General features: G+C 60.4%; 26 protein-coding genes. 11 read left to right on the plus strand and 15 right to left on the minus strand.

What is annotated here, in order from left to right; genetic code table 11:
• Window positions 1-8 precede the first annotated feature (8 nt).
• Genes ligM through V7Q10_RS08355 form a run of 4 tightly spaced genes read left to right on the plus strand, consistent with a single transcriptional unit; the run spans window position 9 to window position 3,653 of the window.
• On the plus strand, window positions 9-1,412 hold the full coding sequence (ligM, locus tag V7Q10_RS08340; RefSeq protein WP_333868617.1) for a vanillate/3-O-methylgallate O-demethylase: 1,404 nt from the start codon (window positions 9-11) through the stop codon (window positions 1,410-1,412).
• Window positions 1,413-1,466: 54 nt separating this feature from the next.
• Window positions 1,467-2,504: an alpha/beta fold hydrolase gene (locus V7Q10_RS08345; RefSeq protein WP_333868618.1), complete on the plus strand. Its 1,038-nt coding sequence runs from the start codon at window positions 1,467-1,469 to the stop codon at window positions 2,502-2,504.
• On the plus strand, window positions 2,497-3,336 hold the full coding sequence (locus V7Q10_RS08350) for a class III extradiol dioxygenase family protein (RefSeq protein WP_333868619.1): 840 nt from the start codon (window positions 2,497-2,499) through the stop codon (window positions 3,334-3,336). Before V7Q10_RS08345 ends, V7Q10_RS08350 begins: the two co-directional genes overlap by 8 nt.
• On the plus strand, window positions 3,336-3,653 hold the full coding sequence (locus V7Q10_RS08355) for a YciI family protein (RefSeq protein ID WP_333868620.1): 318 nt from the start codon (window positions 3,336-3,338) through the stop codon (window positions 3,651-3,653). The genes V7Q10_RS08350 and V7Q10_RS08355 overlap by 1 nt, the downstream gene beginning before the upstream one ends.
• Here V7Q10_RS08355 and V7Q10_RS08360 read toward each other — a convergent pair.
• The 9 genes from V7Q10_RS08360 to V7Q10_RS08400 form a co-directional block, all read right to left on the minus strand.
• Window positions 3,650-4,477, minus strand: a complete 828-nt coding sequence (locus tag V7Q10_RS08360; RefSeq protein WP_333868621.1) for an alpha/beta fold hydrolase — start codon at window positions 4,475-4,477, stop codon at window positions 3,650-3,652. The two genes, V7Q10_RS08355 and V7Q10_RS08360, sit on opposite strands and share 4 nt — an antisense overlap.
• A 3-nt stretch (window positions 4,478-4,480) precedes the next feature.
• Window positions 4,481-5,464, minus strand: coding sequence for a branched-chain amino acid ABC transporter permease (locus tag V7Q10_RS08365; RefSeq protein WP_333868622.1), 984 nt, complete (start codon window positions 5,462-5,464; stop codon window positions 4,481-4,483).
• Window positions 5,461-6,387 carry a branched-chain amino acid ABC transporter permease gene (locus V7Q10_RS08370; RefSeq protein WP_333868623.1) on the minus strand — a complete coding sequence of 309 codons (927 nt, stop codon included), beginning with the start codon at window positions 6,385-6,387 and terminating at the stop codon, window positions 5,461-5,463. Before V7Q10_RS08370 ends, V7Q10_RS08365 begins: the two co-directional genes overlap by 4 nt.
• On the minus strand, window positions 6,380-7,105 hold the full coding sequence (locus V7Q10_RS08375; RefSeq protein WP_333868624.1) for a branched-chain amino acid ABC transporter ATP-binding protein: 726 nt from the start codon (window positions 7,103-7,105) through the stop codon (window positions 6,380-6,382). Before V7Q10_RS08375 ends, V7Q10_RS08370 begins: the two co-directional genes overlap by 8 nt.
• A complete protein-coding gene (locus V7Q10_RS08380; RefSeq protein WP_333868625.1) occupies window positions 7,102-7,848 on the minus strand; it encodes an ABC transporter ATP-binding protein in 747 nt (248 codons plus the stop codon). Before V7Q10_RS08380 ends, V7Q10_RS08375 begins: the two co-directional genes overlap by 4 nt.
• A gap of 65 nt (window positions 7,849-7,913) precedes the next feature.
• Window positions 7,914-9,224 carry an ABC transporter substrate-binding protein gene (locus V7Q10_RS08385; protein WP_333868626.1) on the minus strand — a complete coding sequence of 437 codons (1,311 nt, stop codon included), beginning with the start codon at window positions 9,222-9,224 and terminating at the stop codon, window positions 7,914-7,916.
• Window positions 9,225-9,286: 62 nt separating this feature from the next.
• A complete protein-coding gene (locus V7Q10_RS08390; protein WP_333868627.1) occupies window positions 9,287-9,829 on the minus strand; it encodes a transporter in 543 nt (180 codons plus the stop codon).
• Between the two features lie 74 nt (window positions 9,830-9,903).
• Window positions 9,904-10,671 carry a coniferyl-alcohol dehydrogenase gene (locus V7Q10_RS08395; RefSeq protein ID WP_333868628.1) on the minus strand — a complete coding sequence of 256 codons (768 nt, stop codon included), beginning with the start codon at window positions 10,669-10,671 and terminating at the stop codon, window positions 9,904-9,906.
• Between the two features lie 81 nt (window positions 10,672-10,752).
• On the minus strand, window positions 10,753-12,225 hold the full coding sequence (locus V7Q10_RS08400; protein WP_333868629.1) for an aldehyde dehydrogenase family protein: 1,473 nt from the start codon (window positions 12,223-12,225) through the stop codon (window positions 10,753-10,755).
• Window positions 12,226-12,481: 256 nt separating this feature from the next.
• On the opposite strand from V7Q10_RS08400, the gene V7Q10_RS08405 reads away from it, so the two are divergent.
• The 7 genes from V7Q10_RS08405 to V7Q10_RS08435 all read left to right on the plus strand — a co-directional run bounded on the left by V7Q10_RS08405 (window position 12,482) and on the right by V7Q10_RS08435 (window position 18,955).
• Window positions 12,482-14,161, plus strand: a complete 1,680-nt coding sequence (locus V7Q10_RS08405) for a sigma-54-dependent Fis family transcriptional regulator (protein ID WP_333868630.1) — start codon at window positions 12,482-12,484, stop codon at window positions 14,159-14,161.
• 115 nt (window positions 14,162-14,276) lie between these two features.
• Window positions 14,277-15,062 carry a 3-oxoadipate enol-lactonase gene (gene pcaD / locus V7Q10_RS08410; RefSeq protein WP_333868631.1) on the plus strand — a complete coding sequence of 262 codons (786 nt, stop codon included), beginning with the start codon at window positions 14,277-14,279 and terminating at the stop codon, window positions 15,060-15,062.
• Window positions 15,055-15,447 carry a 4-carboxymuconolactone decarboxylase gene (gene pcaC / locus V7Q10_RS08415; RefSeq protein WP_333868632.1) on the plus strand — a complete coding sequence of 131 codons (393 nt, stop codon included), beginning with the start codon at window positions 15,055-15,057 and terminating at the stop codon, window positions 15,445-15,447. The genes pcaD and pcaC overlap by 8 nt, the downstream gene beginning before the upstream one ends.
• Entirely contained in the window at window positions 15,444-16,166 is a 723-nt protein-coding gene (pcaH, locus tag V7Q10_RS08420) for a protocatechuate 3,4-dioxygenase subunit beta (RefSeq protein ID WP_333868633.1), read from the plus strand. Before pcaC ends, pcaH begins: the two co-directional genes overlap by 4 nt.
• Window position 16,167: 1 nt before the next feature.
• On the plus strand, window positions 16,168-16,785 hold the full coding sequence (gene pcaG / locus V7Q10_RS08425; protein ID WP_333868634.1) for a protocatechuate 3,4-dioxygenase subunit alpha: 618 nt from the start codon (window positions 16,168-16,170) through the stop codon (window positions 16,783-16,785).
• Window positions 16,782-17,621 carry a 3-keto-5-aminohexanoate cleavage protein gene (locus V7Q10_RS08430; RefSeq protein ID WP_333868635.1) on the plus strand — a complete coding sequence of 280 codons (840 nt, stop codon included), beginning with the start codon at window positions 16,782-16,784 and terminating at the stop codon, window positions 17,619-17,621. The genes pcaG and V7Q10_RS08430 overlap by 4 nt, the downstream gene beginning before the upstream one ends.
• Before the next feature lie 8 nt (window positions 17,622-17,629).
• Window positions 17,630-18,955, plus strand: coding sequence for a lyase family protein (locus V7Q10_RS08435; RefSeq protein ID WP_333868636.1), 1,326 nt, complete (start codon window positions 17,630-17,632; stop codon window positions 18,953-18,955).
• On the opposite strand, the gene V7Q10_RS08440 is transcribed toward V7Q10_RS08435, so the two are convergent.
• The 6 genes from V7Q10_RS08440 to mmsA are packed head-to-tail and all read right to left on the minus strand — an operon-like array spanning window position 18,952 to window position 26,852.
• Window positions 18,952-20,463: an aldehyde dehydrogenase (NADP(+)) gene (locus V7Q10_RS08440; RefSeq protein ID WP_333868637.1), complete on the minus strand. Its 1,512-nt coding sequence runs from the start codon at window positions 20,461-20,463 to the stop codon at window positions 18,952-18,954. The genes V7Q10_RS08435 and V7Q10_RS08440 overlap by 4 nt on opposite strands.
• Window positions 20,464-20,473: 10 nt before the next feature.
• Window positions 20,474-21,388 (minus strand): Gfo/Idh/MocA family protein, encoded by a 915-nt coding sequence (locus V7Q10_RS08445; RefSeq protein WP_333868638.1) that lies wholly within the window; start codon window positions 21,386-21,388, stop codon window positions 20,474-20,476.
• Window positions 21,388-23,130 (minus strand): L-arabinonate dehydratase, encoded by a 1,743-nt coding sequence (araD, locus tag V7Q10_RS08450; protein WP_333868639.1) that lies wholly within the window; start codon window positions 23,128-23,130, stop codon window positions 21,388-21,390. Before araD ends, V7Q10_RS08445 begins: the two co-directional genes overlap by 1 nt.
• A gap of 10 nt (window positions 23,131-23,140) precedes the next feature.
• On the minus strand, window positions 23,141-24,133 hold the full coding sequence (gene araD1 / locus V7Q10_RS08455) for an AraD1 family protein (protein WP_333868640.1): 993 nt from the start codon (window positions 24,131-24,133) through the stop codon (window positions 23,141-23,143).
• A gap of 8 nt (window positions 24,134-24,141) precedes the next feature.
• Window positions 24,142-25,326, minus strand: coding sequence for a multiple monosaccharide ABC transporter permease (gene mmsB, locus V7Q10_RS08460; protein WP_333868641.1), 1,185 nt, complete (start codon window positions 25,324-25,326; stop codon window positions 24,142-24,144).
• On the minus strand, window positions 25,323-26,852 hold the full coding sequence (gene mmsA, locus V7Q10_RS08465; protein ID WP_333868642.1) for a multiple monosaccharide ABC transporter ATP-binding protein: 1,530 nt from the start codon (window positions 26,850-26,852) through the stop codon (window positions 25,323-25,325). Before mmsA ends, mmsB begins: the two co-directional genes overlap by 4 nt.
• Between the last annotated feature and the right edge of the window lie 54 nt (window positions 26,853-26,906).

Here is a 26,906-nt window from a genome sequence, read left to right on the forward strand (position 1 = left end):
CAAGTTTGATGTCACAAAGCCTGACAACCGCAATCGCAGCCGCGGGCGATCCCGTCACGATGCTGCGCAATTCAAAAGCCGGGATGTATGTCTATCCCGTGGTGGCCCCCGAATTTCAGAACTGGCGCAACGAACAGGTCGCTTGGCGCCAAACCGCTGTGCTGTTTGACCAATCACATCACATGGACGAGCTGATCGTCGAAGGCCCCGATGCCACAGCGTTTTTGTCGCATCACGGCGTGAATTCTTTTGCCAATTTTGATCTAAACCGCGCCAAACATTTCGTGCCCGTGACGCCAAATGGCCATGTCATCGGCGACCATATTATTTTCCGCGAGCGTGAGGATAAATATATCCTTGTTGGCCGCGCGCCCACCTCGAATTGGCTGATGTTCTGCGCCGCTTATGGCAAATGGAACGTGCGGCTTAAATACGATCCACGCAGCCCCAGCCGCCCCGAAGGCGAAAGGGTTTTGCGCGAGCATTACCGTTTTCAAATCCAAGGACCGGATGCGCCTAAAATCTTTGAAAAGATGAATGGCGGCCCCGTGCCGGATATTAAGTTTTTCCATGTCGATTGGATCAATATCGGCAGCAAAAAGGTGCAGGCCCTGCGCCACGGCATGTCCGGCGCACCTGGGCTAGAAATTTGGGGCCCCTATAAGGATAAGGATTACATCCAGTCCACCATCTTGCAAGCCGCGCGCGATGCGGGCGTCAATCTGGTGCAATGTGGCAGCCGCGCCTATTCGACCAACACTCTGGAATCAGGCTGGATTCCTTCGCCCTTGCCAGGCATCTATACCGGTGACGGCATGCTGAAAGACTATCGCGATTGGCTGGGTGCTGACAGCTACGAGTCCGCCGGCGCGATTGGTGGCAGCTTTGTCAGCGACAATATCGAGGATTATTACGTTAATCCGTTTGAGCTGGGCTATGATTTCTACATTGGCTGGAAAAAAGAGGATTTCATCGGCAAATCCGCCTTAGCCGCAATGAAAGGTAGCGCATCAAACCGCAAAAAAGTCACTTTCGAATGGAACCGCGAGGATGTGATGAAGGTGATCGCCTCTAATTTTGAATCTGGCGTGCCGTTCAAATGGATCGACTTTCCGCAGCCTAATTACGCCTCCTCTAGCGCCGATATGGTGATGTTGGGCGATAAAATGGTCGGGATGAGCATGTTTAACGGCTATTCCTATAATGAGCGCTGCATGCTGTCTTTGGGCGTTGTCTCGCAAGAGGTGCAGGAAAATGACATCCTGACACTGAAGTGGGGCGAGCCGGAAACCACCGGCAAAACTTCGACCGAGCCGCACCGTCAGACGGAAATTCGGGTTCGGGTCGCAGCCACCCCCTATGCAGCCGAGGCGCGGACGAATTACGCCGACAGCTGGCGCAGCAGAAGCTAAGGCAGCGGGCCGTCCCTGCTTTCGGGGCGGCCCTTTTTTACGGTGGGGTGGGGCATGACAACTTTGCTTTTGATTCCGGGACTTGTGTCGGATGACTTTGTCTGGAGGTCATTGCAAACGCTGCGGCCTGCCGTGGTGGCCTGCATCACGCAACAAGCCAGCATCCCCGAAATGGCACGGGATCTTTTGACGCGCCACTCAGGCAGGCTGATTTTAGCGGGCCATTCGCTGGGCGGGCGCGTGGCGCTTGAGATGGCGCGGATGGCGCCCGGGCGGATCGCGGGGATGGCGCTGCTGAACACCGGCACACATCCCAAACGGGAGGGCGAAGAGGCCAAGCGCCAAGCGATGATTGATCTGTGCAACCGCGACGGCATGGCGGCGCTGGCCGCCCAGTGGGTGCCGGGCATGATGAATGCCGAAGCCGTGCCTGATCCGCAGGTGATCGCCAATCTGACGGCGATGGTCTGCCGCATGACGCCCGAAATCCACGAGCGCCAGTTGCGCGCTTTGCTGGCGCGGCCAGATGCGGCGGCGACGCTGGACTATCAGGGGCCGATGCTGCTGGTCGTTGGTCGCCAGGATATCTGGAGCCCGATTGCCCAACATCAGGACATTGCCAGAATTTGCCCGCAGGCTCGGCTGGAAATCATCGAGGATGCCGGCCATTTTGCGCCGGTAGAGCAGCCTGACAGTGTGGCAAGACTGCTAGCCGATTGGGCGCAGGGCGTGGCAGACCGCGATGCTGGCCAAGACCGTATTCCCGACACGCCGCTGTTTGACCGCCCCCGTGCCAACTTGGGCTATGCGCTGAACAAAATGGCGATGAGCCTGTCAAGCCCTGAGGGGCGCGCGGCCTTTTTGGCCGATGAAGCCGCCTATCTGAACCGCTTTGAGCTGAGCGAGGAACAGCGCGCAGCAGTCGCGCGCCGCGATTGGGCCGAGATGGTGCGGCTGGGGGGGAACCTTTTTTATATCCTGAAGATTTCTGCCGTGGACCCAACCCCGATCCGCGCCATTGGCGCGGCGCAAGCGGGGATGAGTTTGGATGCATTTCTCGACACAAGACTGGGAAAGGTCACAAATGGCTAGGTTGATTGGCGGCATCGGGACCAGCCATGTGCCCTCGATTGCGGCGGCGCTGGATAAGGGTCTGCGCAACACCGACGAATGGAAGCCGTTTTTTGACGGCTATATCCCGGCGCAAGACTGGGCAGCGGCCGCAGCGCCTGACATCGCCGTGGTGATCTTTAACGATCACGGCAATGCGTTCTTTTTGGACCGCGTGCCGACCTTGGCTTTGGGCGTGGCCGAAAGCTATGATCCCATCGATGAAGGCTGGGGGCCGCGCGCAGTGCCGTCTTTTCAGGGGGCTGCGGATTTTGCTTGGCATTTGGCCGATCAGATGGTGGCGCGGCATTTTGATCCGCTGATTTGCCGCGAATTGCAGGTGGATCATGGCATGCAGGTGCCAATGGAATTGATCTTTGGCAGGCCAGCGGCTTGGCCAGTCAAGGTGGTGCCGATCTTGGTCAATACCATCCAATATCCGATCCCCACCCCGCAACGGATGTGGGAGTTGGGCCGCGTGCTGCGCGCAGCGATTGAAAGCTGGCCCACGGATGAAAAAGTGGTTGTGCTGGGCACGGGCGGCCTCTCACATCAATTGCAGGGCGCGCGAGCGGGCTATATCAACCCCGCCGAAGACCGCAAATGGATCGCCGATATTGGTCCAAACCCCGCACGCTACCGCGATATGACGCGCGAAGACTATGTCGAGGTTTTTGGCTCGGAGGGGGCAGAGCTGATCATGTGGCTGGTGATGCGCGGCGCGATGGATATCCAAGTCAAGACCTTGTTTCGCCACTATTTTGCTCCGGCCTCGATGACCGGCGCCGGCATGGTTTTGTTGGAGAATCTGTAATGTATTTTCTCATGATCTGCCCGCATCACCAAGGCCCCCAGATTGCGGCTTTGCGCGATGCCTTGCGCCCGCAGCACCGCGCTTGGGTGGCCTCGGGTGGCGCCGGTTTGGCAAAGGTGCTGACCGGCTCTGCGCTTTGGGATGATGCGGGCCAAGGCATGGGCAATTTTGGTATTCTGGAGGCCGCAGATGAGGCCGCCGCCCGCGCCTTTGCCCAAGGCGACCCCTTTGCACAGGGCGGCGTGATCGCGCGGGTTGATCTGACACGCTTGGCCGATAGTTTCCAAGCCAGTCGCATCTCACCGATGACGTCTTAACCCAAGGATCTTGCGAAATCGGCCAAGGCCTGATTGAACAGCTCGGGCTTTTCGACTTGCGGTGTGTGTCCGCAGGCATGCACGATCAGCAGCTGAGACTGCGCTGCAAGTCCGGCGGCAATGGCGCTGTGTTTATGTGGTAAAACAGCATCGTCTTTGCCGTGGATCACCAAGGCGGGGCAGTCCAGTGCAGACAGGATGCCATGGCTTTTCTGCCAAACCTCCTTGTTTTGCCCGCGCAAAGTAAGGGTCGCACGTAGGGTCGCCAAGAACGCCGCGGTGCCGCCTTGTTTGGCCACATTGCGGGCAATTGCGGCGCGCTGTCCGGGCGTTACAACGTTTGGATCTTTGACAATCGCCTTGATCTGCAAGGCAACAGTCTTTTCGCTGGGCTTGTTCAGCGCCTCGCCAACAAAGGGCAGGCTGAACAGGCGAAACACCGGTGTAACCTCTGGCCCAAGCGCGGCAGCATTTGCCAAAACCACCCCCCGCAGGCGCAGCTGGGTGGCCAGGCGTAACGACACCGCAGCCCCCATAGAATTGCCTACAGCGATAAACCGATCCAGGTTGAGTGCTTGCGCAAACTTTTGCGCCCAAAGCGCATAGCTGTCGAAATCCTCGGTCTTGCCCGTCATATCCGACAGACCATGATTGGGAAAATCCCATGCAATCAGACGCAGATGCGACAAGCCTTTCGTCATTTGCAGATCCCACATTTCCAGCGAGGCTGCGATCCCATGGCTGAACAGCACGGCAACGCCCGCACCGCCCGTATCGCGGTAGCGTATCGCACAGCCGTCAATCGTAAGCCAAAGGTCTTGCATGCGTCACATCCTTAGACGTTTGCGCAGCGACAAGGGTTCGTCCTTGCCACGATCCAGCCAAAGCCCAACGATGCCATTGGGCAGATACAGGGCAAAAAAGATCGCAAGCCCCCCCACGCCCGCCAGATACCAGGCCCCAAAATCGCCAAACAGCTCTTGCAGGCCAAAGAACACCAGCGCGCCAAGGATCGGCCCAATAAAGGTGCCAATGCCGCCGACCAACACCATAAACAACATGAACACCGACCACTGCACCCCAAAAGAGGTGCGCGGCTGAAATGTGATCGCCGAGGCCAGCCACAGCGCCCCCGCCAGCGCACAGCCAATGGCGGCGATGACATAAATCCGCTGCTTGACCCGAAAGGTTGATATCCCGACCGAGGCGGCGGCGTCTTCGTCATCGCGGATGGCCTGACTTTCCGCCCCGATGCGGCGCTGCAACAGCACCCAAGTGCCCCAGACCATCACCACCATGCTGGCAAGGGCCAAAAGATACAGCACCAGACGGCGTAGATCAGGGTCATAAGCGTTCAGCGCCAAAAGCGATGTGCCTGTTTCGCCCTGCACGATCGGGTCAAACATCACAAGGGACCGGATGGTTTCGGCAATCACCCAGGTGGCAATCGCGAACTCGCCCGCCTTCATCCGCAACACGAACCACGACAGCAGCCATGCCACCGCTCCTGTCAAGATCGCTGCCACAAAGATCATCAGAAAGGGTGGCAAGCCCGCATCCACCAGCCGGATCAGCGCATAGCCTCCCAGCCCGATGAAAGCCTGCTGGCCCACCGAAACCAAGCCTGCATAGCCTGCAAGCAAGTTCCACATCACCGCAAACATCACCAGAATGAAGAGATAGATCAGCTTGTCCACGATCAGCGCCGAGCCCAGCCAAGGCAGGGTAGCAAGGCCAAGCACCGCAAGGCAGGCCAGCCCGACCAGTCTGCGGTCCTTGGTATTCATCGGCAAAACTTGGGCGGGGGTCATGCTTTTCTCCCTGTCACATCAGGTTTATGGGTCAGCGCTCGCAGCGCCAGCCGCCAGCCTCCGCGCTCGGCAGCGGCAAGCTGGCTCAGACGCCAGCCCAGCACGGCCAGAAACACCAGATGCCCCGCAAGGATCGAGATCTGCGGCGACAGCAGCGCCCCCAGCGATTGCACCACACCCAGAATGATGCCGCCAATCAGCGTGCCACGCAGCGAGCCGATGCCGCCGATCACCACCGCCTCGAAGGCAAAGATCAGCATTATCGGGCCCGAAAAGGGTGTCACTTGCGCCCGCATGGCCAGAAAGATCCCAGCCAGCCCCGCAAGCGCCACAGCAATCGCCGCTGCCCCGCGCTGCACGCGGCGCGGATCAACCCCGCACAGGCTGGCAGCCTCGGCATCGCTTGAGGTGGCGCGCAGCGCGCGGCCAAAGGCGGTGCGCGTCAGGGTCAGATGCAGCGCCCCCAAAACCAGCACGGCGGTGACAAACATATAGACCGGCAGTTGGCCGACATAGATCCCGCCGGGCAGTTGCCAGCTTGCCCAAGACAGCGAGCCGATATGCGCGCCCAAGGATTTGGTATTTGACCCAAACACCGCGAACATGCCGTTTTGCAGCGCCGCCCCAAGGCCAATGGTGGTCAGGATCGGCACCAAAAACCCGCCCGCCAAGGCGCGCTCGAAGATAAAACGCTGCATCAGCCAGCCCAGCGCCGCCATGCCCAAAAGCGTGATCACAATCGCCAAAGGCACGCCAAGCCCCAGGCTTTGCACCAGCCACAGTGCCGAAAGTGCGCCCAGCATCGCCATGTCGCCATGCGCCAGATTGATAAAGCGCACCACGCCAAACATCAGCGACAGCCCAGCAGCCAAAACCGCGTAATAGCCCCCAAGCAGGATGCCTTGGATCAGACTGTCAAGCATGGCTTGGCTCCTTGGCCTTATGGATGCCGAAATAGGCATCGGTGATCTGTTGACGGGTCAGAGTCGCAGGGGGGCCATCCAGTTCCAGTTTGCCCTCGGCCATGCAGATCAGACGGCTGCAAAACGCCATGGCGCGGGTCAGATCCTGTTCGACCAAGATCAGCGTGACATGGCCGCGCAGGGTTTCCAAAGACTGATAAAGCCCCTCGACCGCCGCAGGCGAGAGGCCCAAAGACACCTCATCAAGCAGCATCACACTGGGGTTCGAGATCAGCGCGCGCGCAATTGCCACTGCTTGACGCTGCCCGCCCGAAAGCCCGCCAGCAGGCCGATGCAACAAAGCGGTCAGCTGCGGCAGCGCGTCACAAACCGTGGCCATGCTCCAATCGCCCTTGCGGCCATTTTCGGCTGCAATCTGCAAGTTTTCCGCCACCGTCATATCGCCAAACAGCCGCCGCCCCTCGGGCGAAAGCGCAATGCCGGCCTTAAGCCGCGCATGGGCGGGCAAGCTGGTGACAGGCGCACCATGCAGCAAAATCTCGCCCTCAGCTGCCGGGTGCAGCCCCGAGATCATCCGCATCAGGGTGGTTTTTCCGGCCCCATTGGCGCCGATCACCGCCAGCACCTCTTTGGCGGCAAGGCGCAGCGACACGCCTTTGACCGCCTGCAACTGGCCATGGCGGCCGCTAAGATTTGTAAGCGTTAGGGCATCGGTCATTCTGGGCTGCTCCCCAAATAGGCGCGCTGCACTTGCGGATGGGCCATCACATCGCGGGGATCGCCCTGCGCCAAAATCCGGCCCTCGGCCATGCAGACCAGCCGCGTCACCACCCGCAACAGCGCGTGCAAAATATGCTCGATCCAGACCACAGTCATGCCATCGGCCTGAAGGCTGCGGATCAGATCAATCAGCGCGCCCAATTCGGCCTCGGTCAGCCCGCCGCCGATTTCATCCAGCAAAATCACCGACGGCCGCGTGGCCAAAGCACGCGCCACCTCCAGCCGTTTGCGATCAAGCAGGCCCAAAGAGGCCGCCGAGCGGTTGGCCAAAGCCAAAAGGTCCGTGCGGCGCAAGATCTCTGCCGCCTCATCCGTGGCGGTGGCCTGATCCATCCCCGCACCCGACCGCGCGGCCACATGCACATTTTCAAACACCGACATGCCCAAAAACGGCCGCGGCACCTGATGCGTGCGTGCAAGCCCTAGGCGGCAGCGCTCGGCAGCAGAGGTGCCCGACAGGTTTTCCCCCGCCAGATGAATGCTGCCCGAGCTGACCGGAAACGACCCCGCAAGCGCACCAAAAAGCGTGGTCTTGCCCGCGCCATTGGGCCCCACAATGCCAACCGCCTCGCCAGGCATGGCGTGAAAATCCACATCAAACAACACTTTCAGCGCGCCGTAAGATTTATTCACCCCGCTTGCGCGCAGCATAGGCTCTGCCGTCATGGCTTGCATCATCATGCCCTTTGTTCCCTTTTGCCCCGCGAAAAACTGGCGGCGGGCTGCGCGCCCGCCACCGGCATGCCTTAGCCAAAGGCCAGAGGCTTTAACGCCGAAGTCAGCGGCAGACCGGGGAAATCGGCATTCGAGACCAGATCCAGCTGGAACTGGAACGGCCCATCGCTGGCCTTGTTCCACTGACCGCCTGCTAGACCGCTGACGGCGCAATTGTGCATCGGGCCGTTGCCAAAATCGACCGTGCCAACGGCCGTATCTGCCTTCAGCTTTGGCAATGCAGCCGCCATCGCCTCTTTGTCCTTGGGGCTGCCAGCCTGCACGGCCAATGCCAAGGCCGCATCAAACAACGAGGCCGAAGCCCCCAGCGCCTGCGCCCATTGCGCGCCGGTTGCGGCCTCGTAACCTGCGGCCAGATCGGCGCTGCTCAATCCTGCGGCGGCCGAGGCAAAGGGGAAGGCAGGGTGCCAATAAACCCCGGTGCAAAGGCTTTGCCCCAGATCGCCCAGACCTTCCATTTCGGCGGCAAAAAGCCCCGCTTTGGCCATCTGCATGATCTTCAACTGCTGGGCCAGCCCCTGCTGTGCAGCTTGACGCCAGAACACCGGAAAATCTGGTGGGAAGGGGAAGCAGACCACAATCTCGACCCCTGCCGCTTTAAAGGCATTGATATGGGTGCTGAAGTCCTGCGTCATATTCTCGTAAGGGCCCGGATCGACCACATCCCAGCCGGCGGCAGCAAGTGCGGGCAACAGGCCCGCGCGGATTGCATTGCCGTCAGCATCCGAAGGCACCAGCGCGCCAACCTTCTTATTTGTCTCAAGAAGGCTCCATTGTCCGTTGTAAAGGTTCAAGAAATTCTGCGAGCCAAAGGAGTAATGAAAGGTCCATTTGAACGACTGCGCCTCTGGTTTGCCGCCACGGCCAAAGTAAAATGCCTCCCAAGGGGCGACAGTTGACAGGCAGGGCGTGGCGCCAGCTTCGCAGGCGTCCGAGACAGGGTTGACGGTCTCGGGGGCTGAATGGGTCAAGATCAAGTCGGGGGCTGCCGAGTTGATCATGTCGCGGGTGATCTGGCTGGCGCGCACCGGGTCGGATTGGGTGTCGGCGGTGATGATCTCGACCATCATCTTGCTGCCGTTGACATCAATGCCGCCTGCCAGATTGGCGCGGATGGTGTCGATCAGATAGCTGTCGGCCGCACCAAAGATGCCCAAAGGCCCCGATTGCGGGCCGATGTAGCCGATCTTGAAGGTGGCTGCGTCTTGACCAAAAGCCCGGCTACCGATCAACGGTGCCGCAAGGGCGGACCCGCCGATCAGGCGATTGAACTGACGCCGCGTGAGGTTCGCTGCGGGTATGGCCTTGGAACTATTATTCATATTGTCCTCCCGTTGTTTGACAGGACTGCCACTGCGCAGAGGCATGGCGGCAGTCAGGGTGCTTAAACTTTGATCGGTGTAAAAAAGTTGCTCTGTGCCTTGGCGCCGCCAGCTTCATTCATGGCCGAAACATCGTGCATTGCGTTGATGTTCACCTCGGATGGCCTGAAGCGTTTCGAATAGCCAATCCCCAGCGCAAAAGCTTGCGATCTATTGCCCGTGCCAAAGACCGCGCCTGCCAGCTTGTCCTTGGTCAGTTGTTGGCGATAATAGCCAACCACACCAATGCTTTGGTTATTGGCGACGGCCTTCAGCGCCGTCGTGTTGACCAAGATTTCACTGCCCGCTTCAAAGCTGTTGGCCTGAAGCATCCAAAACACATCCAGCGGCACCGGCAGATTGGTGCCCGCACCGTCATAGATGTCGCCATAAAAAAGCTTGGAGCGGCTGGCAAAACACAGACCGCGCGGTAGGTTTGCGCCGACGGGCACGCCGATTGTGGCGCCACCAGGCATCGCAGCGGGTGTGCTTGGCTCGCGGGCCTCTGCGGTGCCTAAAGCCAGCGACAAGGCTAAACTGGCAGCAATGACAAATATAGGCATCATCAGAGGGCCTTCCTCAGAGCTTTTGACTTTGGCCTGCCACCAAATTGGTGGCAGTTTTTGCAAAGGATTTTGGGTTAAACGTAAAGTGCGTCGATGCCACCATCGACAGGCAGATTGATCCCGGTGATCCAGCGCGCCGCGTCCGAACACAAAAACAGCACGGGCGGCGCAATTTCATCGGCAATTGCAGGGCGCTTAATATTTGCAGCGTCAGCGGCAACACGATCTTCGCCCAGCATCTGCACAAACTCGCCCAAAATCGGCGTGGACACCGGCCCCGGGGCGACCGCATTCATGCGGATGTCATTTTGCATGAAAAGATCATAGCCGCGCTTTTTGGTCCAAACTACCAAAGCCTCTTTGAAGTATTGATAGCATGTTGCTTGCGGCACAGGGTTTTTCGCAAGCCAAGCCGCGCCCTCGGCAAAGCTTTTGGTCGCAGCCAGCGCTTTGTGCTGATCGACACGCTTGGGCCATTCCACGCCCAAAATCGAGGTAATGTTCACCACAGCCCCGCCCTTGACGATCTTGGGAACCGCCGCTTCGGTCAGATGCCGCAAACCCAGATAGTTGACGCGCGCCACAATCTCGCGGTCAAGCATCCCAGAAACGCCCGCTGCATTTACCAGAGCGTCAATGCCAGCCGGCAGCGCCTGCACGGCGGCATCAATTGCCGCGGTATCGCCCATATCGATCTTGATAAAGCCATCCAGCGTGATCATCGGATCATTGCGATCCAAGCCGATCACCTGCGCCCCTTTGAACCGCGCAAGCCGTGCAATCTCGGCGCTGATGCCCGAAGATGCCCCAGTGATTGCAAGTGTTTTTCCGTACAAGTCCATGTTTTTATTCCAGTTTTAGTTTGCAAGTCGCCAACACCCCCAAAGGGGCGGCAGCATCGCTTACAAGTGAGGGGGATCAGATTAGAACGGGTACATCACGGCATCGGGGCGCGAGGTAATCCAGACCCATTGGCTGAACTCTTCCCAAATCGCAGGCCCCGAGATCCGGCTGCCATTGCCCGATTTACCACGCCCGCCAAAGGGCGCGTTGGGGCTGGCCATAACCGTTTGATCGTTGATATGCAGATGACCAACCTTCAAACGCATGCCAAGTTTGCGCGCCCGTTCGATGTCTTTGGCGATGATGCCAGCGGCCAGACCAAATTCGGTCATATTGGCCAGTTCGACCGCGTGATCGTCGCTGTCATAGGCCACCACCACCGCAACAGGGCCAAAGATCTCTTCCTCAAAGGCGCGCATGCTGGGTTTGACCCCCGAAAGCACCGTTGCCGGAAACATCCGTCCCACCGGCGTGCCGCCTGCCAAAAGCTTGGCACCCTTGGCCACGGCCTCATCAACAATTGCTTTGACCAGCGCCACTTGACCGTCAGAAATCAGCGGCCCCAGCGCGCATTGCTCGGTGGCAGGGTTGCCCACCGGCAGACGCGCGGCCTTAACGGCAAGCTCGGCTGCAAAGGCCTCAGCGGTTGCAGCTGGCGCAAGGATCAGCCCCGTCGCCATGCAAATCTGGCCCTGATGCAGCCAAGTGCCCCAAGCCGCATTGGCCGCAGCCAGCGCGAAATCGGCATCGTCTTGGATGATAAGCGCATTCTTGCCACCAAGCTCCAGCTGCACCTTTTTCAGGTTACGGCCGCAAATCTCACCCACTTTGGCCCCGACATTGGGCGATCCTGTAAAGGACACCATAGCGATATTGCGATCTTCGCACAGCGCCGTGCCCGCCTCGGCCCCACCCGGGATGATGTGCAAAATGCCCTCGGGCAGACCCGCTGCTTCGAAGATGCGGGCGATGATGATGCCGCCACTGATCGGGGTGCGCGGGTCGGGCTTGTGGACCACCGCATTGCCGGTGGCCAAGGCCGCTGCAATTGCGCGGATAGACAGGATCAGCGGAAAGTTAAACGGCGAGATCACGCCAACAACCCCATGCGCAACGCGGATCACCTCTTCATCGCGCCCGTCAAGTGAGGCGACAAGGCGGCGGGTTGGCTCCATCGCGGCCTCGGCTGCTGCGCGCAAAAACCCCGCTGAATGTTCGATTTCGATTGCGGCCTTGGGATAGATCGAACCAGACTCGCGGATGATCCAGGGGATCAGCTCTTCGCGATGCTGCTCCAAAGCATCTGCCGCAAGGCTTAAGATCGCGGCGCGGCGCTCGGGGGCGGTTGCCTCCCAAGCGGGCTGGGCGGCGGCGGCGACGGCTGCGGCAAGCGCAACATCTGCCGCATTGCCATTGCCAACCAAGCCCACAAGGCTACCGTCAGCTGGGGCTGTGACCTCATAGGCCCCGCCTGCGGCCTTGCCCCAACCACTCGAGAAAATCATCCCTGCCCAAGCCTCTTGTGCAAGAAAAACCGGTGCCGCTCCGTCCATGCAAACCTCCCAATATCACCAAACTTGATCCGATCCGCATCTGTTGCAACGCAAGCTTTGCGATCGGAAACACTCCTCCTCGAGCGCTTTGAACTATGTAAATGTTCAAAAAATATGCTTGGCAATAAATAATTATAAATTACTCATATTAAGCAAAAAACTAATATATAACAGATATTTACACTGAAGTACTTGCCAAAACACCAATTTCATGAAACAGATGAAACAGGGTTGATGCTTCATGAAATGGTGAAAAATGGTCGAACGCATCTCATTGACCGAGGCCTCGCGCAGAGCGCCACGAATCACGGCGCGGGGGGACAGCGCCCTATTGGAAGAGGGGGCCGCCCCAACGCTGGCTGATCTGGCTGGTGCGCTGCAATTCGCGCTTGGCGATGGCCGCATCTGGCTTAGTGAAGCGCGCATGGTGATGATGCAGACGCAGGTTTTGGGCCGGTTGCGCAGCGATCTGATCAAGACCGTCGGCATCGATACCGCGCGTAGCATGTTCTATCGCACCGGCTGGCAACAGGGTAAACTTTATGCCGATCTGGTCACCAAACGCTTTCAGCAAGACGACCTTACCGCTGCATTGGCCGCAGGGCCACGGCTGCACACGATGCAGGGTTTTGTTAAAGTCACCACCAAGCGCTTTGAATTTGACATCAAGCGTGGGCATTATCACGGCGAATTTCACTGGCACGACAGCACCGAAGCGGTCGAGCATCTGCGCGCCTTTGGCGTCTCGGATTGCCCGACCTGCTGGATGCAAGTCGGCGTGCCTGCGGGCTTCACCACGGCGCTTTTGGGTCAGCCGGTGATCTTTCGGGAGGTGGAATGCATGGGCATGGGGGCCGAGCGCTGCGTGGTAATCGGGCGCAACGCCGCCGCTTGGGGCAGCGATGTGCCAGAGCTGCACGAATTCACCAGCGCCGCGCCACGCCCACGCAGCAAGCCTTGGTCCCCCGCCAGCACCGAGCCGCGCCCGCGCAAGCCAGAAGTGCCGCTGGCAATCATCGGCAAGACCCTTGGCATCGAGCGGGCCAGACGGCTGCTAGAGAGGGTTGCAGGCTATGACGAGCCGGTGATTTTTCTGGGCGAGCCGGGCACCGGCAAAGAGTTCTTTGCCCGCCGCCTGCACGAGATCGGCCGCACCCCAAAAGCCGCCTTTGTCACAGTGAACTGCGATGCCTATGCCACTGGCGGCTCGGATTTGGCACTGTTTGGCAGCGACGGCGCGATCGAGCGCGCGCAGGGCGGCACGCTGTTTCTGAACGATCTGTTCAGCCTGCCGCGCGCATTGCAATCGCAGCTAGCCACCTATCTGGGCAACGCAACAAAAGGCCCCAACGCCATTCGGGTAATGTCGGCCACCAGCACCACACCGGATGCCGGAGTGGCCAAGGGCGCCTTTCGCGCCGATCTTTACTTCCGCCTCTCGCTTTTGCCGATCGTGATCCCCGCGCTGCGGGACCGGCGCGACGATCTGCCGATGCTGATTGACCACTTTTTGCATCTGCACAGCACCACCCACCGTAAACCCCTGCGCCATGTCACGGTTGCGGCCCGTGATCTGCTGATGCGCTATGACTTCCCCGGCAATGTCCGCGAATTGTCCAATATGATCGAGCGCGGCGTGATCTATGCCGAACCGGGGGGCGATCTCGAGATCTCGCATATGTTCACCGGGATGGAACAGATGCCGGAATTTGTCGATGGGCTGCATGCCTCGGGGCGGATCGTGCGGCGTCGCGCGCAAGACGGGCGCTCGGCCTCCTTGCCCCCCCGCAGCTTTGACGAGCTGGAAAGCGACACTTATCGCGCCGCCCTCGCCACGGCCAATGGCAATATCTCGGCCGCCGCCCGCGCGCTTGGGCTTAGTCGGGCAAAGCTGGATTACCGGCTCACCAAATTGGGTCTTTTGAAGGGCGGCTAGGCAAAGTTAGGCGCCAAACCTGCTGAATTCATAATCTTATCGGTATAATCTCGCGCGGTTTATGCATTTTACAGCTGAAAACCTATCGCATATCTTATGGACAGGAGAGAATTTCATGCAAAGCCTGACGCGGCCGTTTGGCCAACTTCATGTCCAGATTGACGGACCCAACACCACGCCGACGGTGGTCTTTGCCAATTCGCTTGGCACGGACCTGCGGCTTTGGGATCAGGTCTTGCCCTTGCTGCCGCAGGGGCTGCGTTTTGCGCGCTATGACAAGCGCGGGCATGGGCTGTCCGATCTGGGCGGGGGCAATCAGATTGACGATCACGCCGAGGATGCGATTGCGCTGATCGAAGCGCTGAACTGCGGGCCGGTGGTTTTTGTAGGCCTGTCGATTGGCGGGCTGATCGGGCAAAGGCTTGCCAGCAAGCGGCCAGATTTGCTGCGCGGACTGGTGTTATCGAACACGGCCGCACGGCTTGGAACCGCTGAAAGCTGGCAGGCGCGGATCGAGGCGGTGCAAAGCCAAGGGCTTGAGGCCTTGGCCGAGGGCGTGATGCAGCGCTGGTTTGCGCCAGCCTTTCTGGCCAAGCCCGAGCTGGCACTTTGGCGCAACATGCTGCTGCGCACCCCCCCCGAGGGCTATATTGCCGCAGCCCGCGCGCTGGCAGGTGCTGATCAAACCGCGGCCACGGCCAAGTTAGCTTTGCCCTGCCTTGTGATCGCAGGCGCGCAGGATGGCGCAAGCCCGCCCGATCTGGTGCAGGCCACCGCCGCATTGATATCGGGGGCAGAGTATCAGCTTTTGCCCGATGCTGGCCACCTGCCCTGCGTCGAGACCCCGCAGGCTTGGGCCGCTGTTGTTTCGCCCTTTTTGCAAAGGCATTGCCATGACTGAACCTGCGGCCAAAGGCATGGCCATTCGAAAAACCGTGCTGGGCCAAGCCCATGTCGACCGTGCCGAAGCGGCAAAGTCGGCTTTTGACGCGCCGTTTCAGGCGCTGATCACCGATGCCGCCTGGGGCCATGTCTGGGCGCGCGAGACGATAAGCCTGCGTGAACGCTCGATGCTGACCATCGCGCTGCTGGCAGGGCTTGGCAATGATCACGAGCTGGCGCTGCATCTGCGCGCCACCCGCAACACGGGTGCCAGCGAGGCCGATGTGATGGAGGCGCTGTTGCATGTCGCCATCTATGCCGGCGTGCCGCGCGCCAATCACGCCATTTCCATCGCCAAACAGGTGTTTGCTGAAATGGCAGACGCAGAAAGGGATGCCCCATGAAACCCGCCGAATTCTATATGCGCGACCGCAGCTTGCAGCCGCCTGCGCTGCATCCTGGCTATAAGACCAGCCTGCCACGCTCTCCGCGCCATGCTTTGCTCACCCTGCAACAGACGGTTTCAGAGATCACTGGACCGACCTTTGGCCATGGCGACATTGACGCTTTGGACAATGATCTGACCCTGAACTTTGCTCACGGCGGCCTGCCTGTGGGCGAACGAATCCTGCTGTCGGGGCGGGTTTTGGATGAAAACAATCGCCCAGTGCCCAATACATTGGTCGAGATTTGGCAGGCCAATGCTTCGGGGCGCTATCGACACAAGAAAGACGCCTATCTAGGGGCCCTGGACCCCAACTTTGGCGGCTGCGGACGCACCCTGACCGATGCCGAGGGGCGCTATGTGTTTCGCACCATCAAACCCGGCCCCTACCCTTGGCTGAATTACGTCAATTCTTGGCGCCCCGCCCATATCCATGTTTCGGTCTTTGGCACCTCGTTCAGCCAGCGTCTGATCACCCAGCTGTATTTTGAAGGCGATCCCTTGATCCCGAAATGCCCCATCGTGCAGACCATTCCCGACCCTGACGCGATCCAGCAGCTGATTGCAGCACTGGATCTAAACAGCGCGGTACCGATGGATTGTCTGGCCTATAAGTTTGACATCGTGCTGCGCGGGCGGCGCTCGACCTTGTTTGAAAATCGGCTGGAGGGGAACTGAGATGGTGCAAGATCTGCCCTATTTGCGCGAAACCGCTTCGCAGACGGCGGGCCCTTATGTTCACATCGGCCTTGCGCCGGGGGCTGCGGGCTTTCACACCTTTGAAACCGAGCTGGGCCAAGCCCTTGCCCCCGCTGGGGTCGCAGGGCCGCGCGTGACGATCGAGGGCTGCGTCTATGACGGTTTGGGCGCACCGGTGAAGGATATTTTGATCGAAGTTTGGCAGGCCGATCCGCAGGGCATCTATCCACATCCCGAGGATCCGCGTTTTGCACAATGTACCGCCGGATTTCGCGGCTGGGGGCGGGTGATCTCGGATTTTGACAGCGGCCAATTTTGCTTTGAAACCCTAAGACCGGGGGCGGTTGCAGGGCGCGCCGGCCGCATGCAGGCACCGCATTTGAACCTGTGGCTGGTCTCACGCGGGATCAACATCGGGCTGAACACGCGGATGTATTTCCCCGAAGATCAAGACGCCCATGCCACCGATCCGGTCTTGGCCAGCATCGAACAGCGCGCGCGCGCTGCCACACTGATTGCTGTGGCCACAGGACCAGACAGCTACCGCTTTGACATCCATTTGCAGGGCGCTGCCGAGACAGTGTTTATCGACATATGACCCCCTGCATCATCTGCGTCGCCATCACCGGATCTTTGCCGACCAAGGCAAATAACCCTGCGGTTCCGATCACGATTTCCGAGCAAATCGAAAGCACCCATGCCGCCTTTGAGGCCGGCGCCAGCATCGCGCATTGCCATGTGCGCGACGATCAGGGGCTGCCCAGCTCGGACCCTGATCGCTTTGCCCGCTTGAAAGCGGGGCTCGAGCAGCATTGCCCGGGCATGATTGTACAGCTCTCGACGGGGGGGCGCTCGGGCGCCGGGCAGGCGCGCGGCGGCATGCTGCCGTTGCGCCCCGATATGGCCAGCCTGTCGGTGGGCTCCAACAATTTCCCGACGCGGGTCTATGAAAATCCGCCAGATTTGGTCGATTGGCTGGCGGCCGAGATGCTGCGCTATGACGTCAAACCCGAGATCGAGGCCTTTGACCTAAGCCATATTCTGAAAGCGCATCAGATGTGGCAGGCAGGTCAGATCCGCGCCCTGCCCTATGTGCAATTTGTCATGGGGGTCAAGAACGCGATGCCCGCCGATCGCGCGGTGTTCGATATCTATATCGCCACTGTCAAACGCCTGTTTGGACCCGATGCGCCTTGGTGTGCGGCGGGCATTGGTCCGGCGCAGATTGTGCTGAATGAATGGGCGATTGCAGCGGGCGGCCATGCCCGCACGGGGCTCGAGGATAACGTAAGGCTTGACCGCGACCGGCTTGCGCCTTCAAATGCTGCCTTGGTACAGCGGGTGGTCGATCTTTGCGACCGCGCGTCTCGTCCCGTGGCCACATGGCAGCAATCCCGCACGCTGCTTGGCCTGCCCATGCCGCAATTGCGATAGGATCCAGCGTGCCCCTCAGCCTTGCCCAGTCGCAGATCTATGGCCAATTGTTTGGCGACCCCGAGATCGAGGCGCTGTTCAGCGACAGCGCCGAAATGGCCGCGATGCTGAAGGTCGAAGCCGCTTTGGCGCAGGTACAAGCCAATCTGGGTCTGATCCCCGCCGAGGCCGCCGGATTTATCGCGCAGGCAACCGCAACCCTACCACTTGACCCGGCCGCTTTGGCCTCCGAGACCGCGCGCAATGGTGTGCCGGTGCCGGCCCTGCTGGCCGCGCTGCGCGCCACCGCTCAGGCCCCCGCGCAGATGCACTATCTGCATTGGGGAGCGACCAGTCAGGACATCATGGACACCGGCCTCGCGCTGCGCCTGCGCCCGTTGCTGGCGCTTTGGGAGAGCCGGATACAGGCGGTGCTGGCGCGTTTGGCCCAGCTGGCCGAAGCCCATGCCGAGCTGCCGATGGCCGCGCGCACCTATGGCCAGATCGCCACGCCCACCAGCTTTGGCGCGGTGGCGGCGGGCTGGGGCTGGCCACTGATCGCGGCGCGCACAAGGCTGGCCGAGCTGCGGCCCTTGGTGCTGCAAGTCTCGCTTTCGGGTGCGGCCGGCACGCTTGCGGCAATGGGGCCGCGTGGCCCCGAGGTGCGCGCGGGTCTGGCCGCAACCCTAGACCTTGCCGACCCAGACCACAGCTGGCATGCGGATCGCTCGGGGATTACGGCGCTGGCGGGCTTTGCGGCATCGTTGGCGGGCAGTTTAGGCAAGCTTGGCGAGGATCTGATTTTGCTCAGTCAGTCAGGTCTGGCCGAGGTGTCATTGGGCGGCGGCGGCAGCTCTTCGACCATGCCACAAAAGCAAAACCCCGTGGCGGCCTCGGCGCTGGTTGCTTTGGCGCGGATGGTGATTGGGCAGGCGGCAATCTTGCAAGGCGCGGGACTGCACCGTCAGCAACGCGATGGTGCGGCTTGGTTCACCGAATGGCTGACGCTGCCGCAATGCTGCGCTGGTCTGGGGCGGATGCTGGGTTTGGCACAAGATTGCCTGAATGCGCTGCGCCCCGAACCCGAGGCGATGCAGGCGCAGATGGAGACTTCGCAGGGCAGTCTGATGGCCGAGGCGCTGACCTTTGCGCTGGCCCGCCAGATGCCACGCCCGCAGGCCGAAGCGCAGGTCAAGGCGCTTTTGGCCAAGGCAGCAGCGCAGCGCCAAAGCCTTGCAACGCTTGCCTGCGCCGAGACCCCCAGTCTGGATTGGGCCGCAATCAAGGCGGCAAGTCTGGGCCAAGCCCCCGCAGAAGCCCGCCGCTTTGCCCAAAGGCTGGCGCAAAAGGGCTAAACCGCCGCCAGATCTTCGGGCAAAAGCCCCAGCGGCAGGTTTTGATAAGACACCGGCCGCAGCCAGCGCCGGATAGACAGCGACCCAACCGAGGTTGCGCCAAAGTTGGTCGATGCTGGATAGGGCCCGCCATGCACCATCGCGTCACAGACCTCGACGCCGGTGGGAAAGCCGTTTGCCAGCAGCCGTCCGGCCTTGCGCTCTAGCACCGGCAGCAAAACCGCAGCCGCCGGATAATCGCCCGCCTCCAGATGTAGGGTGCAGGTCAGCTGCCCTTCAAGGCTTTGCGCAATCGCCAGCATTTGCGCGGCGTCAGCCACCTTGACGATCAGCCCCAGCGGGCCAAAGACCTCTTCGCCCAGCTGATGATTGGCCAGCCAATCCGCGCCCGAGACCGCAAAGAGATAGGGCGTGGCATGGCGCTGATCGCAGACCGAGGTCAGCACCTCTTGCACGCCGACGGTGGCCGCGATGCGGTCGCGCCCCTGCCGATAGGCGGCGGCAATGCCGTCAGTCAGCATCATCTGCGCCCCCACCTGCGCCACTGCGGCTTTGGCCGCTGCGACAAAGCCATCGGCCTCGGGCCCCTCGATCACGATCGCAAGGCCTGGATTGGTGCAAAACTGGCCTGCCCCCATGGTCAGACTGGCTGCCCAGCCTGCGGCAATCTCGGCCCCGCGTGCGGCCAAGGCTTCGGGCAGCAAAAACATCGGATTGACCGAGCCCAACTCGCCAAAAAACGGGATCGGATCGGGGCGCGCAGTGCAAAGATCAAACAGCGCCCGACCACCGCCCAAAGAGCCGGTAAAGCCAACCGCGCGGATAAAGCGATGCTGCACCAGCGCCTCGCCGACCTCGCGATTGCCGCCCTGCACTAGGCTGAACACCCCTGCCGGCATCCCACAGGCCTTGATCGCCGCATCAATCGCTTGCGCCACGATCTCGCCCGTGCCGGGATGGGCGGAATGGCCCTTGACCACCACCGGACAGCCCGCCGCCAGCGCCGAGGCCGTATCGCCCCCCGCCACCGAAAACGCCAAGGGGAAGTTCGAGGCCCCAAACACCGCCACCGGCCCGATTGGGCGCTGCATCATGCGGATTTCGGGGCGCACCAGGGGTTTGCGCTCGGGCAAGGCGGCATCGACCCGGCGGTCCAGATAATCCCCCTTGCGAATATGGCTGGCAAACAGCCGCAACTGGCCCGTGGTGCGGCCACGCTCCCCCTCGAGACGCGCGGCAGGCAGGCCGGTTTCGGCGGCGCCAATCGCGGTGATCTCGGCGCCGCGGGCATCGATCTCTTCAGCGATCTGCTCAAGGAAAACCGCGCGCGCCTCGCGCGATGTGGCGCAATAGGCTGGAAAGGCGGCTTCTGCGGCCTCGCAAGCCGCGGCAACGTCTTGCGGCGTGCCAACCGCAAAGCGCTGCGCCTCGCCGCTTGCCGGAGAGGACAGAAAGCTGGTTTTGCCCGAAACCCACGTTCCGGCGATCAGATGTTTGCCATGCAGCATCGAGGTATCCTTAGAAATGAAAGGCTTCCGTCTCAAGACGGCGCCCCAGTGTCATCGCATCCGCCACATGCACCATTGGCGCAAGATCGACATCGCTTTGCCCGCGCGCCACCAGATCAGCCATCCTTGCGTAAAGCGCCGGATATTCGCCCATGATCGACGCCTCTCCGGCCACCTCGACGCCGTTGATTTCCAACCGATTGCCGCCCAAACGCAGCGCCATCGCCCCCGCATCGGTGTCGATCTCGATGTCCCAAGTTTGCGGGCCAAGCTGACGCCAATCGAATGCGGCGGTGAGCCCGCCCGAAAAATACAGATCCGCCGCAATAGGGGTCTGGCGATTGGCGGGAAAGGTCAGCGTGGCTGCGGTCAGATGCACCGGATTTGGCAAAATCTCTGTCAGGATCGACAGCGCGTTGATGCCAGGATCAAACACCCCCATGCCGCCCGGTTCAAACACCCAATCCTGGCCCGGATGCCATTTACGCACATCCTCGCGCCACGAGATATGGCCGCGCAGCACCTGTTTGTCCGCCAGCCAAGCCTTGGCCTGCGCCACAGCCAGCGCCATGCGGCTGTGCCAAGTGGTGTAAAGGCTTAGACCGCGCGCGGCGGCCAAGGCCTGCAAGGCATGCACCTCTGCCAGAGTGGCACCGGGTGGCTTTTCCAACATCACATGCCGCCCCGCCAAAAGCGCGGCCTGGGCATAGGCAAAGCGCGGCACCGGCGGCATGCACAAGGACACCACCTTGATCTGTGGACGCTGTGCCAGCATCTGCGCGAAATCGTCAAAGCTTTCCACGCCGTCAACACCCGCGCCGCTTTGCGACACCGTGGCTGCAAGCTGCCAATCCGGGCTGGCCGCCAGCGCGGGGATATGCTGATCCCGCGCGATCTTACCGATGCCAACAAGCGCGATCTGCATCAATGCGAATCCTTGCCCACAGGGTTGCCGCGACAGCCCTTCAGGAAATCAAGGTCGGCGCCGGTATCGGCCCCCTGCACATGCTGCTGGTGCAGCCAAGCATAGCCGCTTTCAGCCCGAAGATGGCTTGGCTGCCATTTCGCCAGACGCGCGGCCAGCTCGGCTTCCGAGATATCCAGATGCAAGCGGCGGTTTGGCACATCCAATTCAATGAAATCGCCATTTTGCACCACCGCCAATGGCCCCCCCGCCGCCGCTTCGGGCGAGGTATGCAGCACCACTGTGCCATAGGCCGTGCCCGACATCCGCGCATCCGAGATCCGCACCATATCGGTAACGCCCTGCTTCAACAGCTTGGGCGGCAGGCCCATATTGCCGACCTCTGCCATGCCGGGATAGCCTTTGGGGCCGCAGTTCTTCAGCACCATCACGCAGCTTGCATCAATATCCAGCGCGTCGTCGTTGATCTTGGCCTTGTAGTCATCAATATCTTCAAACACCACCGCACGGCCGCGATGGGTCATCAGCGCAGGCGTTGCTGCCGAAGGCTTCAGTACCGCGCCATTGGGCGCCAGATTGCCCTTGACCACCACGACCCCGCCCGATTGGGTCAGCGCCTTATCGGTGGGCAAGATCACATCTTCATTGTGGTTGATCACATCCTTGACCTGCTCCCACATCGTCTCGCCCGAGACCGTCAGCGCCTCTTTGTGCAACAGCCCCGCCTCGCCCAGCCGCTTGATCACAACCGGCAGACCACCGGCGTAAAAGAACTCTTCCATCAGATATTTGCCCGAAGGCATCAGGTTCACGATTGTGGGCACATCACGGCCGCACCGATCCCAATCCTCCAGCGTCAGATCCACCCCGACCCGACCGGCAATCGCCAGCAGATGGATCACCGCATTGGTCGATCCGCCAATCGCGCCATTGGTACGGATCGCGTTCTCGAAGGCTTCTTTCTTAAGGATATCAGAGGGTTTCAGATCGTCCTTCACCATCTGCACGATGCGGCGGCCGGTCATTTGCGCCATCACCCGCCGGCGGCTGTCCACCGCAGGAATGGCGGCATTGCCCGACAGCGCCATGCCCAAGGCTTCGGCCATCGAGGCCATCGTCGAGGCCGTGCCCATGGTGTTACACGACCCCGGGCTGCGGCTCATCGAGGCTTCGGCATCAACAAATTCTTCCTTGCTCATGGTGCCCGCCGCCACCGCTGCCGAGAATTTCCACAGATGCGTGCCAGAGCCGACGCGTTCGTTCTTGTAATAGCCGTTCAGCATCGGCCCGCCCGTCACCACGATCGAGGGAATATCGGTCGAGGCCGCGGCCATCAGCAGCGACGGGGTGGTCTTGTCACAGCCCACCATCAGCACGCAGCCATCCATCGGCTGGCCGCGCATCGCCTCCTCTACCGCCATCGCGGCAAGGTTGCGAAACATCATCGCCGTCGGACGGAACGCCGATTCCGAGGCGCTGAACACCGGAACCTCTACCGGAAAGCCGCCGGCTTCATAGATGCCATGCTTTACCCGCTCGGCCAAATCACGCAGATGCGCGTTGCAGGGGGTCAGCTCGGACCAGGTGTTCAAAATGCCGATCACGGGGCGACCATCAAACAGGTCTGGCGGGAAGCCTTGGTTCTTCATCCAGCCGCGGTGGTAAATCGAGTCCTTGCTGGTGCCGCCAAACCACTCTTGCGAGCGCAGTTTGCGGGGCCAGGCGGCGGGTTTGAATGTCATGGCAGACCTCTTATAATTGCCGAACCGTCACCGCGCCCTTTTGGGCAACGGCCACCGCCAGCGGGTTTTTCAGGGGCAGCCCAAAGGGGGCCGCTTCGATTTCAAAGACATCACCGGCTTGTGCGGCAATGCCATCAGCAAAGGACAGGGTCGCGGTACCAAACATATGCACATGCAGATCGCCCGCTTGGCGGAACAGTGCATATTTGAAGTGATGATGTTCAAGGTTGGCCAGAGTATGCGACATATTGGCTTCGCCCGACAGGAAAGGCTTTTCAAAAATCACCGTATCGCCACGGCGAATGCGCGAGCTGCCGCGCACATCCAGCGGCAGATCGCCAACCAGAAGTTCGGGGCCAAAAGAGGCTTCGCGCAGCTTGGAATGCGCCAGATACAGATAGTTGATCCGCTCGGTCACATGGTCTGAAAACTCATTGGCCAAGGCCCAGCCCACCCGTGCGGGCGTGCCATCGGGGGCAATCAGATAGATGCCGGCAAGTTCAGGCTCTTCGCCACCATCCAGCGCAAAACCGGGGCTGGTCAGCGGCTTGCCTGGCGCGATGGCGGTGCTGCCATTGCCTTTGTAGAACCATTCGGGCTGCACGCCCACCTCGCCTGCGGCAGGGCGGCCAGCTTCCAGCCCCATGCGGAACATCTTCATGCTGTCGGTCAGACTTTCGCTGCCATCCAACTTGGTGTGCATTGCATCCCGCGTCGCGGCCGAACCCAGATGCGTCAGCCCCGTGCCGGTCAGATGCATATGCGCCGGATCGGGATGGCTGATCGGCAAGGCAAGCTGCCCTGCGGCGGCCAAAGCCAACAAATCAACTGCCTCGCCCAAACCGTGTTCAGCCACCACCGCCGCCAGACTGCGCCCCGAGATCACCGCCTCTTGCGCCAGCGCATAGGTGCTTGCCGCCCCGCGCACGATGGCAGCCTCTGTGCCTTCACGCGCGACCACAGCAACCTCGCCATTCGGGCGGATGATTTGCGACAACAGCATTGTTTTCCTCACTTGTTCTTATTGTATACGTCAAAAATCACTGCCGACAACAGCACAAGACCTTTGATAACTTGTTGATAATCAATGCCGATCCCCATGATCGACATGCCATTGTTCATCACGCCCATGATCAAAGCGCCAACGACTGCGCCCAAGATCTTGCCCACGCCCCCTGACATCGATGCGCCGCCGATAAAAACCGCCGCGATCACATCAAGCTCGAAACCGCCGCCCGCCTTGGGGGTGGCCGAGTTCAGCCGTGCCGCCACAATCATCCCCGCCAAGGCCGCCAGAACCCCCATGTTCACAAAGGTCAAAAACACCAGCCGCTCGGTCTTGATCCCAGACAGCTTGGCCGCTTTTTCATTGCCGCCAAGCGCGTAGATCCGCCGGCCCATCGTCATGTTTTCAGTGAAAAAGCCATAAAGCACCGTCAACACCGTGAGGATCAGCACCACATTTGGCAGGCCGCGAAAGCTTGCCAGCTTGTAGCCCACAAAGATCAGCGCAACCGAGACAATAAGGTTGCGAATAGCGAAAATCACAACAGGCTCGGGGGTTACGCCAAACTCCACATCCCGCGCCCGCGCCCGCCAGCCCAGCCACGCAATGGCCAAAGCCGAGATGCAGACCAGCACCAAGGCGGTCATATTCGGTTTGCCGACGCCAAAGATGTCGGGGATAAATCCGGTCGAAAGCGACTGAAACGCCTTGGGAAAGGGGCCGATGTTCTGGCCGCGCAACAGCCACAGCGTCAGGCCGCGAAACACCAGCATCCCCGCCAGCGTCACGATAAACGACGGCACCCGCCAATAGGCGATCCAATAGCCCTGAGCCGCCCCGATCAGCATGCCAACCAGCAAAACCGCAGGCACCACCGCATAGACCGGCCAATGCAGATTGACCGTTAAAACCGCCGCCACGGCCCCCGTAAAACCCACGACCGAGCCTACCGAGAGGTCAATATGGCCGGCCACAATCACCAGCAACATCCCCAAAGCCATGATGATGACATAGGAGTTTTGCAAAAATAGGTTGGTAATGTTTTGTGCCGACAGGAAATCTACCCCCTCGAAGACCCGCACCACCACGACAAAAAACAGCACGATGGTCACCAAAGCCATCAACATGCCGTTTTCGCGCAGATGCCCCCCCAGATGCGCGCCCAAGCCCTTTTTCTCTGCGCCGCTCATGGCAATGTTCCTTCGTTTTTCAGGATAAGCCCCATAATACGCTCTTGATCGGCCTCGGCCTTGCTCAATTCGCCCACTATTTTGCCCTCGTTCATCACATAGATCCGGTCGCACATGCCCAATAGCTCGGGCATCTCCGAGCTGATCATCACCACCCCACGCCCCTGCGCGGCAAGCTCGTTCATAATGCCGTAGATCTCGAACTTGGCCCCGACATCAATGCCGCGTGTTGGCTCGTCCAAAATCAAAACCTGCGGATCTGTAAACAGCCATTTCGACAGCACCACCTTTTGCTGATTGCCACCCGAAAGGTTGACCACCCTTTGCGCGACATTGGGGGTGCGAATGTTCATAGCGCGGCGGTATTCCTCGGCCACCTGCTGCTCGCGTTGATGGTTCAGCACCCCCCGCTTTGATACCCCCAGCAGATTGGCCAGCGTGATGTTGCGCGAAATCGGCTCGTCCAAAATAAGCCCAAGCGTTTTGCGGTCTTCGGTGACATAGGCCAGCCCCGCCGCAATTGCCCGATCCACCGTCGAGACATCGACAAGCTTGCCACCGATCTGCACCGAGCCAGTGATGCCCTGACCATAGCTTTTGCCAAAAAGGCTCATCGCAAGTTCGGTCCGCCCTGCCCCCATCAGCCCAGCAATGCCGACAATTTCGCCCCTGCGCACCGTAAAGCCCGCGTTTCGGATGATCTGGCGGTCTTTGCGCTCGGGGTGCCAAACATTCCAATCGGCAACTTGCATCAGCACTTCGCCAATTTGCGGACTGCGCGCTGGGTAGCGCTGCGCCATATCACGCCCGACCATATCGCGAATAATCCGCTCTTCCGAGATCTGCTCCGCTGTCAGCGTCGAGACCGTCGCCCCATCCCGAATAATGGTAATACGATCTGCCACCTTGCTGATTTCATTCAGCTTATGGCTAATCAGTATCGAGGTAATGCCCTGCGCTTTCAGTTCGAGCAGCAGGTCCAATAGCTTTTGGCTATCGTTTTCCTGCAAGGCCGCGGTTGGCTCGTCAAGGATCAACAATCGCACATCCTTGGCCAAGGCCTTGGCGATTTCGATCAGCTGTTGCTTGCCCACGCCCAACTTTTCCACCTTGGTGGTCGGAGCTTCGACCAGACCGACCTTGCGCAGCAGATCTTCGGTTTTTTGATAGGCGGCCGGCCAGTTGATCACGCCATTCTTGGCCACTTCATTGCCCAAAAACAGATTTTCCGCGATCGAAAGCAGCGGCACCAAAGCCAATTCCTGATGGATGATAATAATGCCCAGATCTTCGCTGTCACGAATGCCACGGCAGGCCAGCGGCTTGCCGTCAAAAATGATCTCACCCTCGTAACTGCCATGCGGGTAAATCCCCGACAAGACCTTCATAAGCGTTGACTTTCCAGCGCCATTTTCACCGCAGATCGCGTGGATCTCGCCAGATTTCACATCCAGATTCACACGGTCAAGCGCGCGCACCCCCGGAAAGACCTTGCTGATCTCCCGCATTTCCAACAGCGCTGACATGATTTTCCTCCCAAGACGACTGCGCCCGCCCCTCCAGCTTTGGAAGCAACGGGC

The sequence above is a fragment of the Cypionkella sp. genome (assembly GCF_036782355.1).
Classification (GTDB): domain Bacteria; phylum Pseudomonadota; class Alphaproteobacteria; order Rhodobacterales; family Rhodobacteraceae; genus Cypionkella.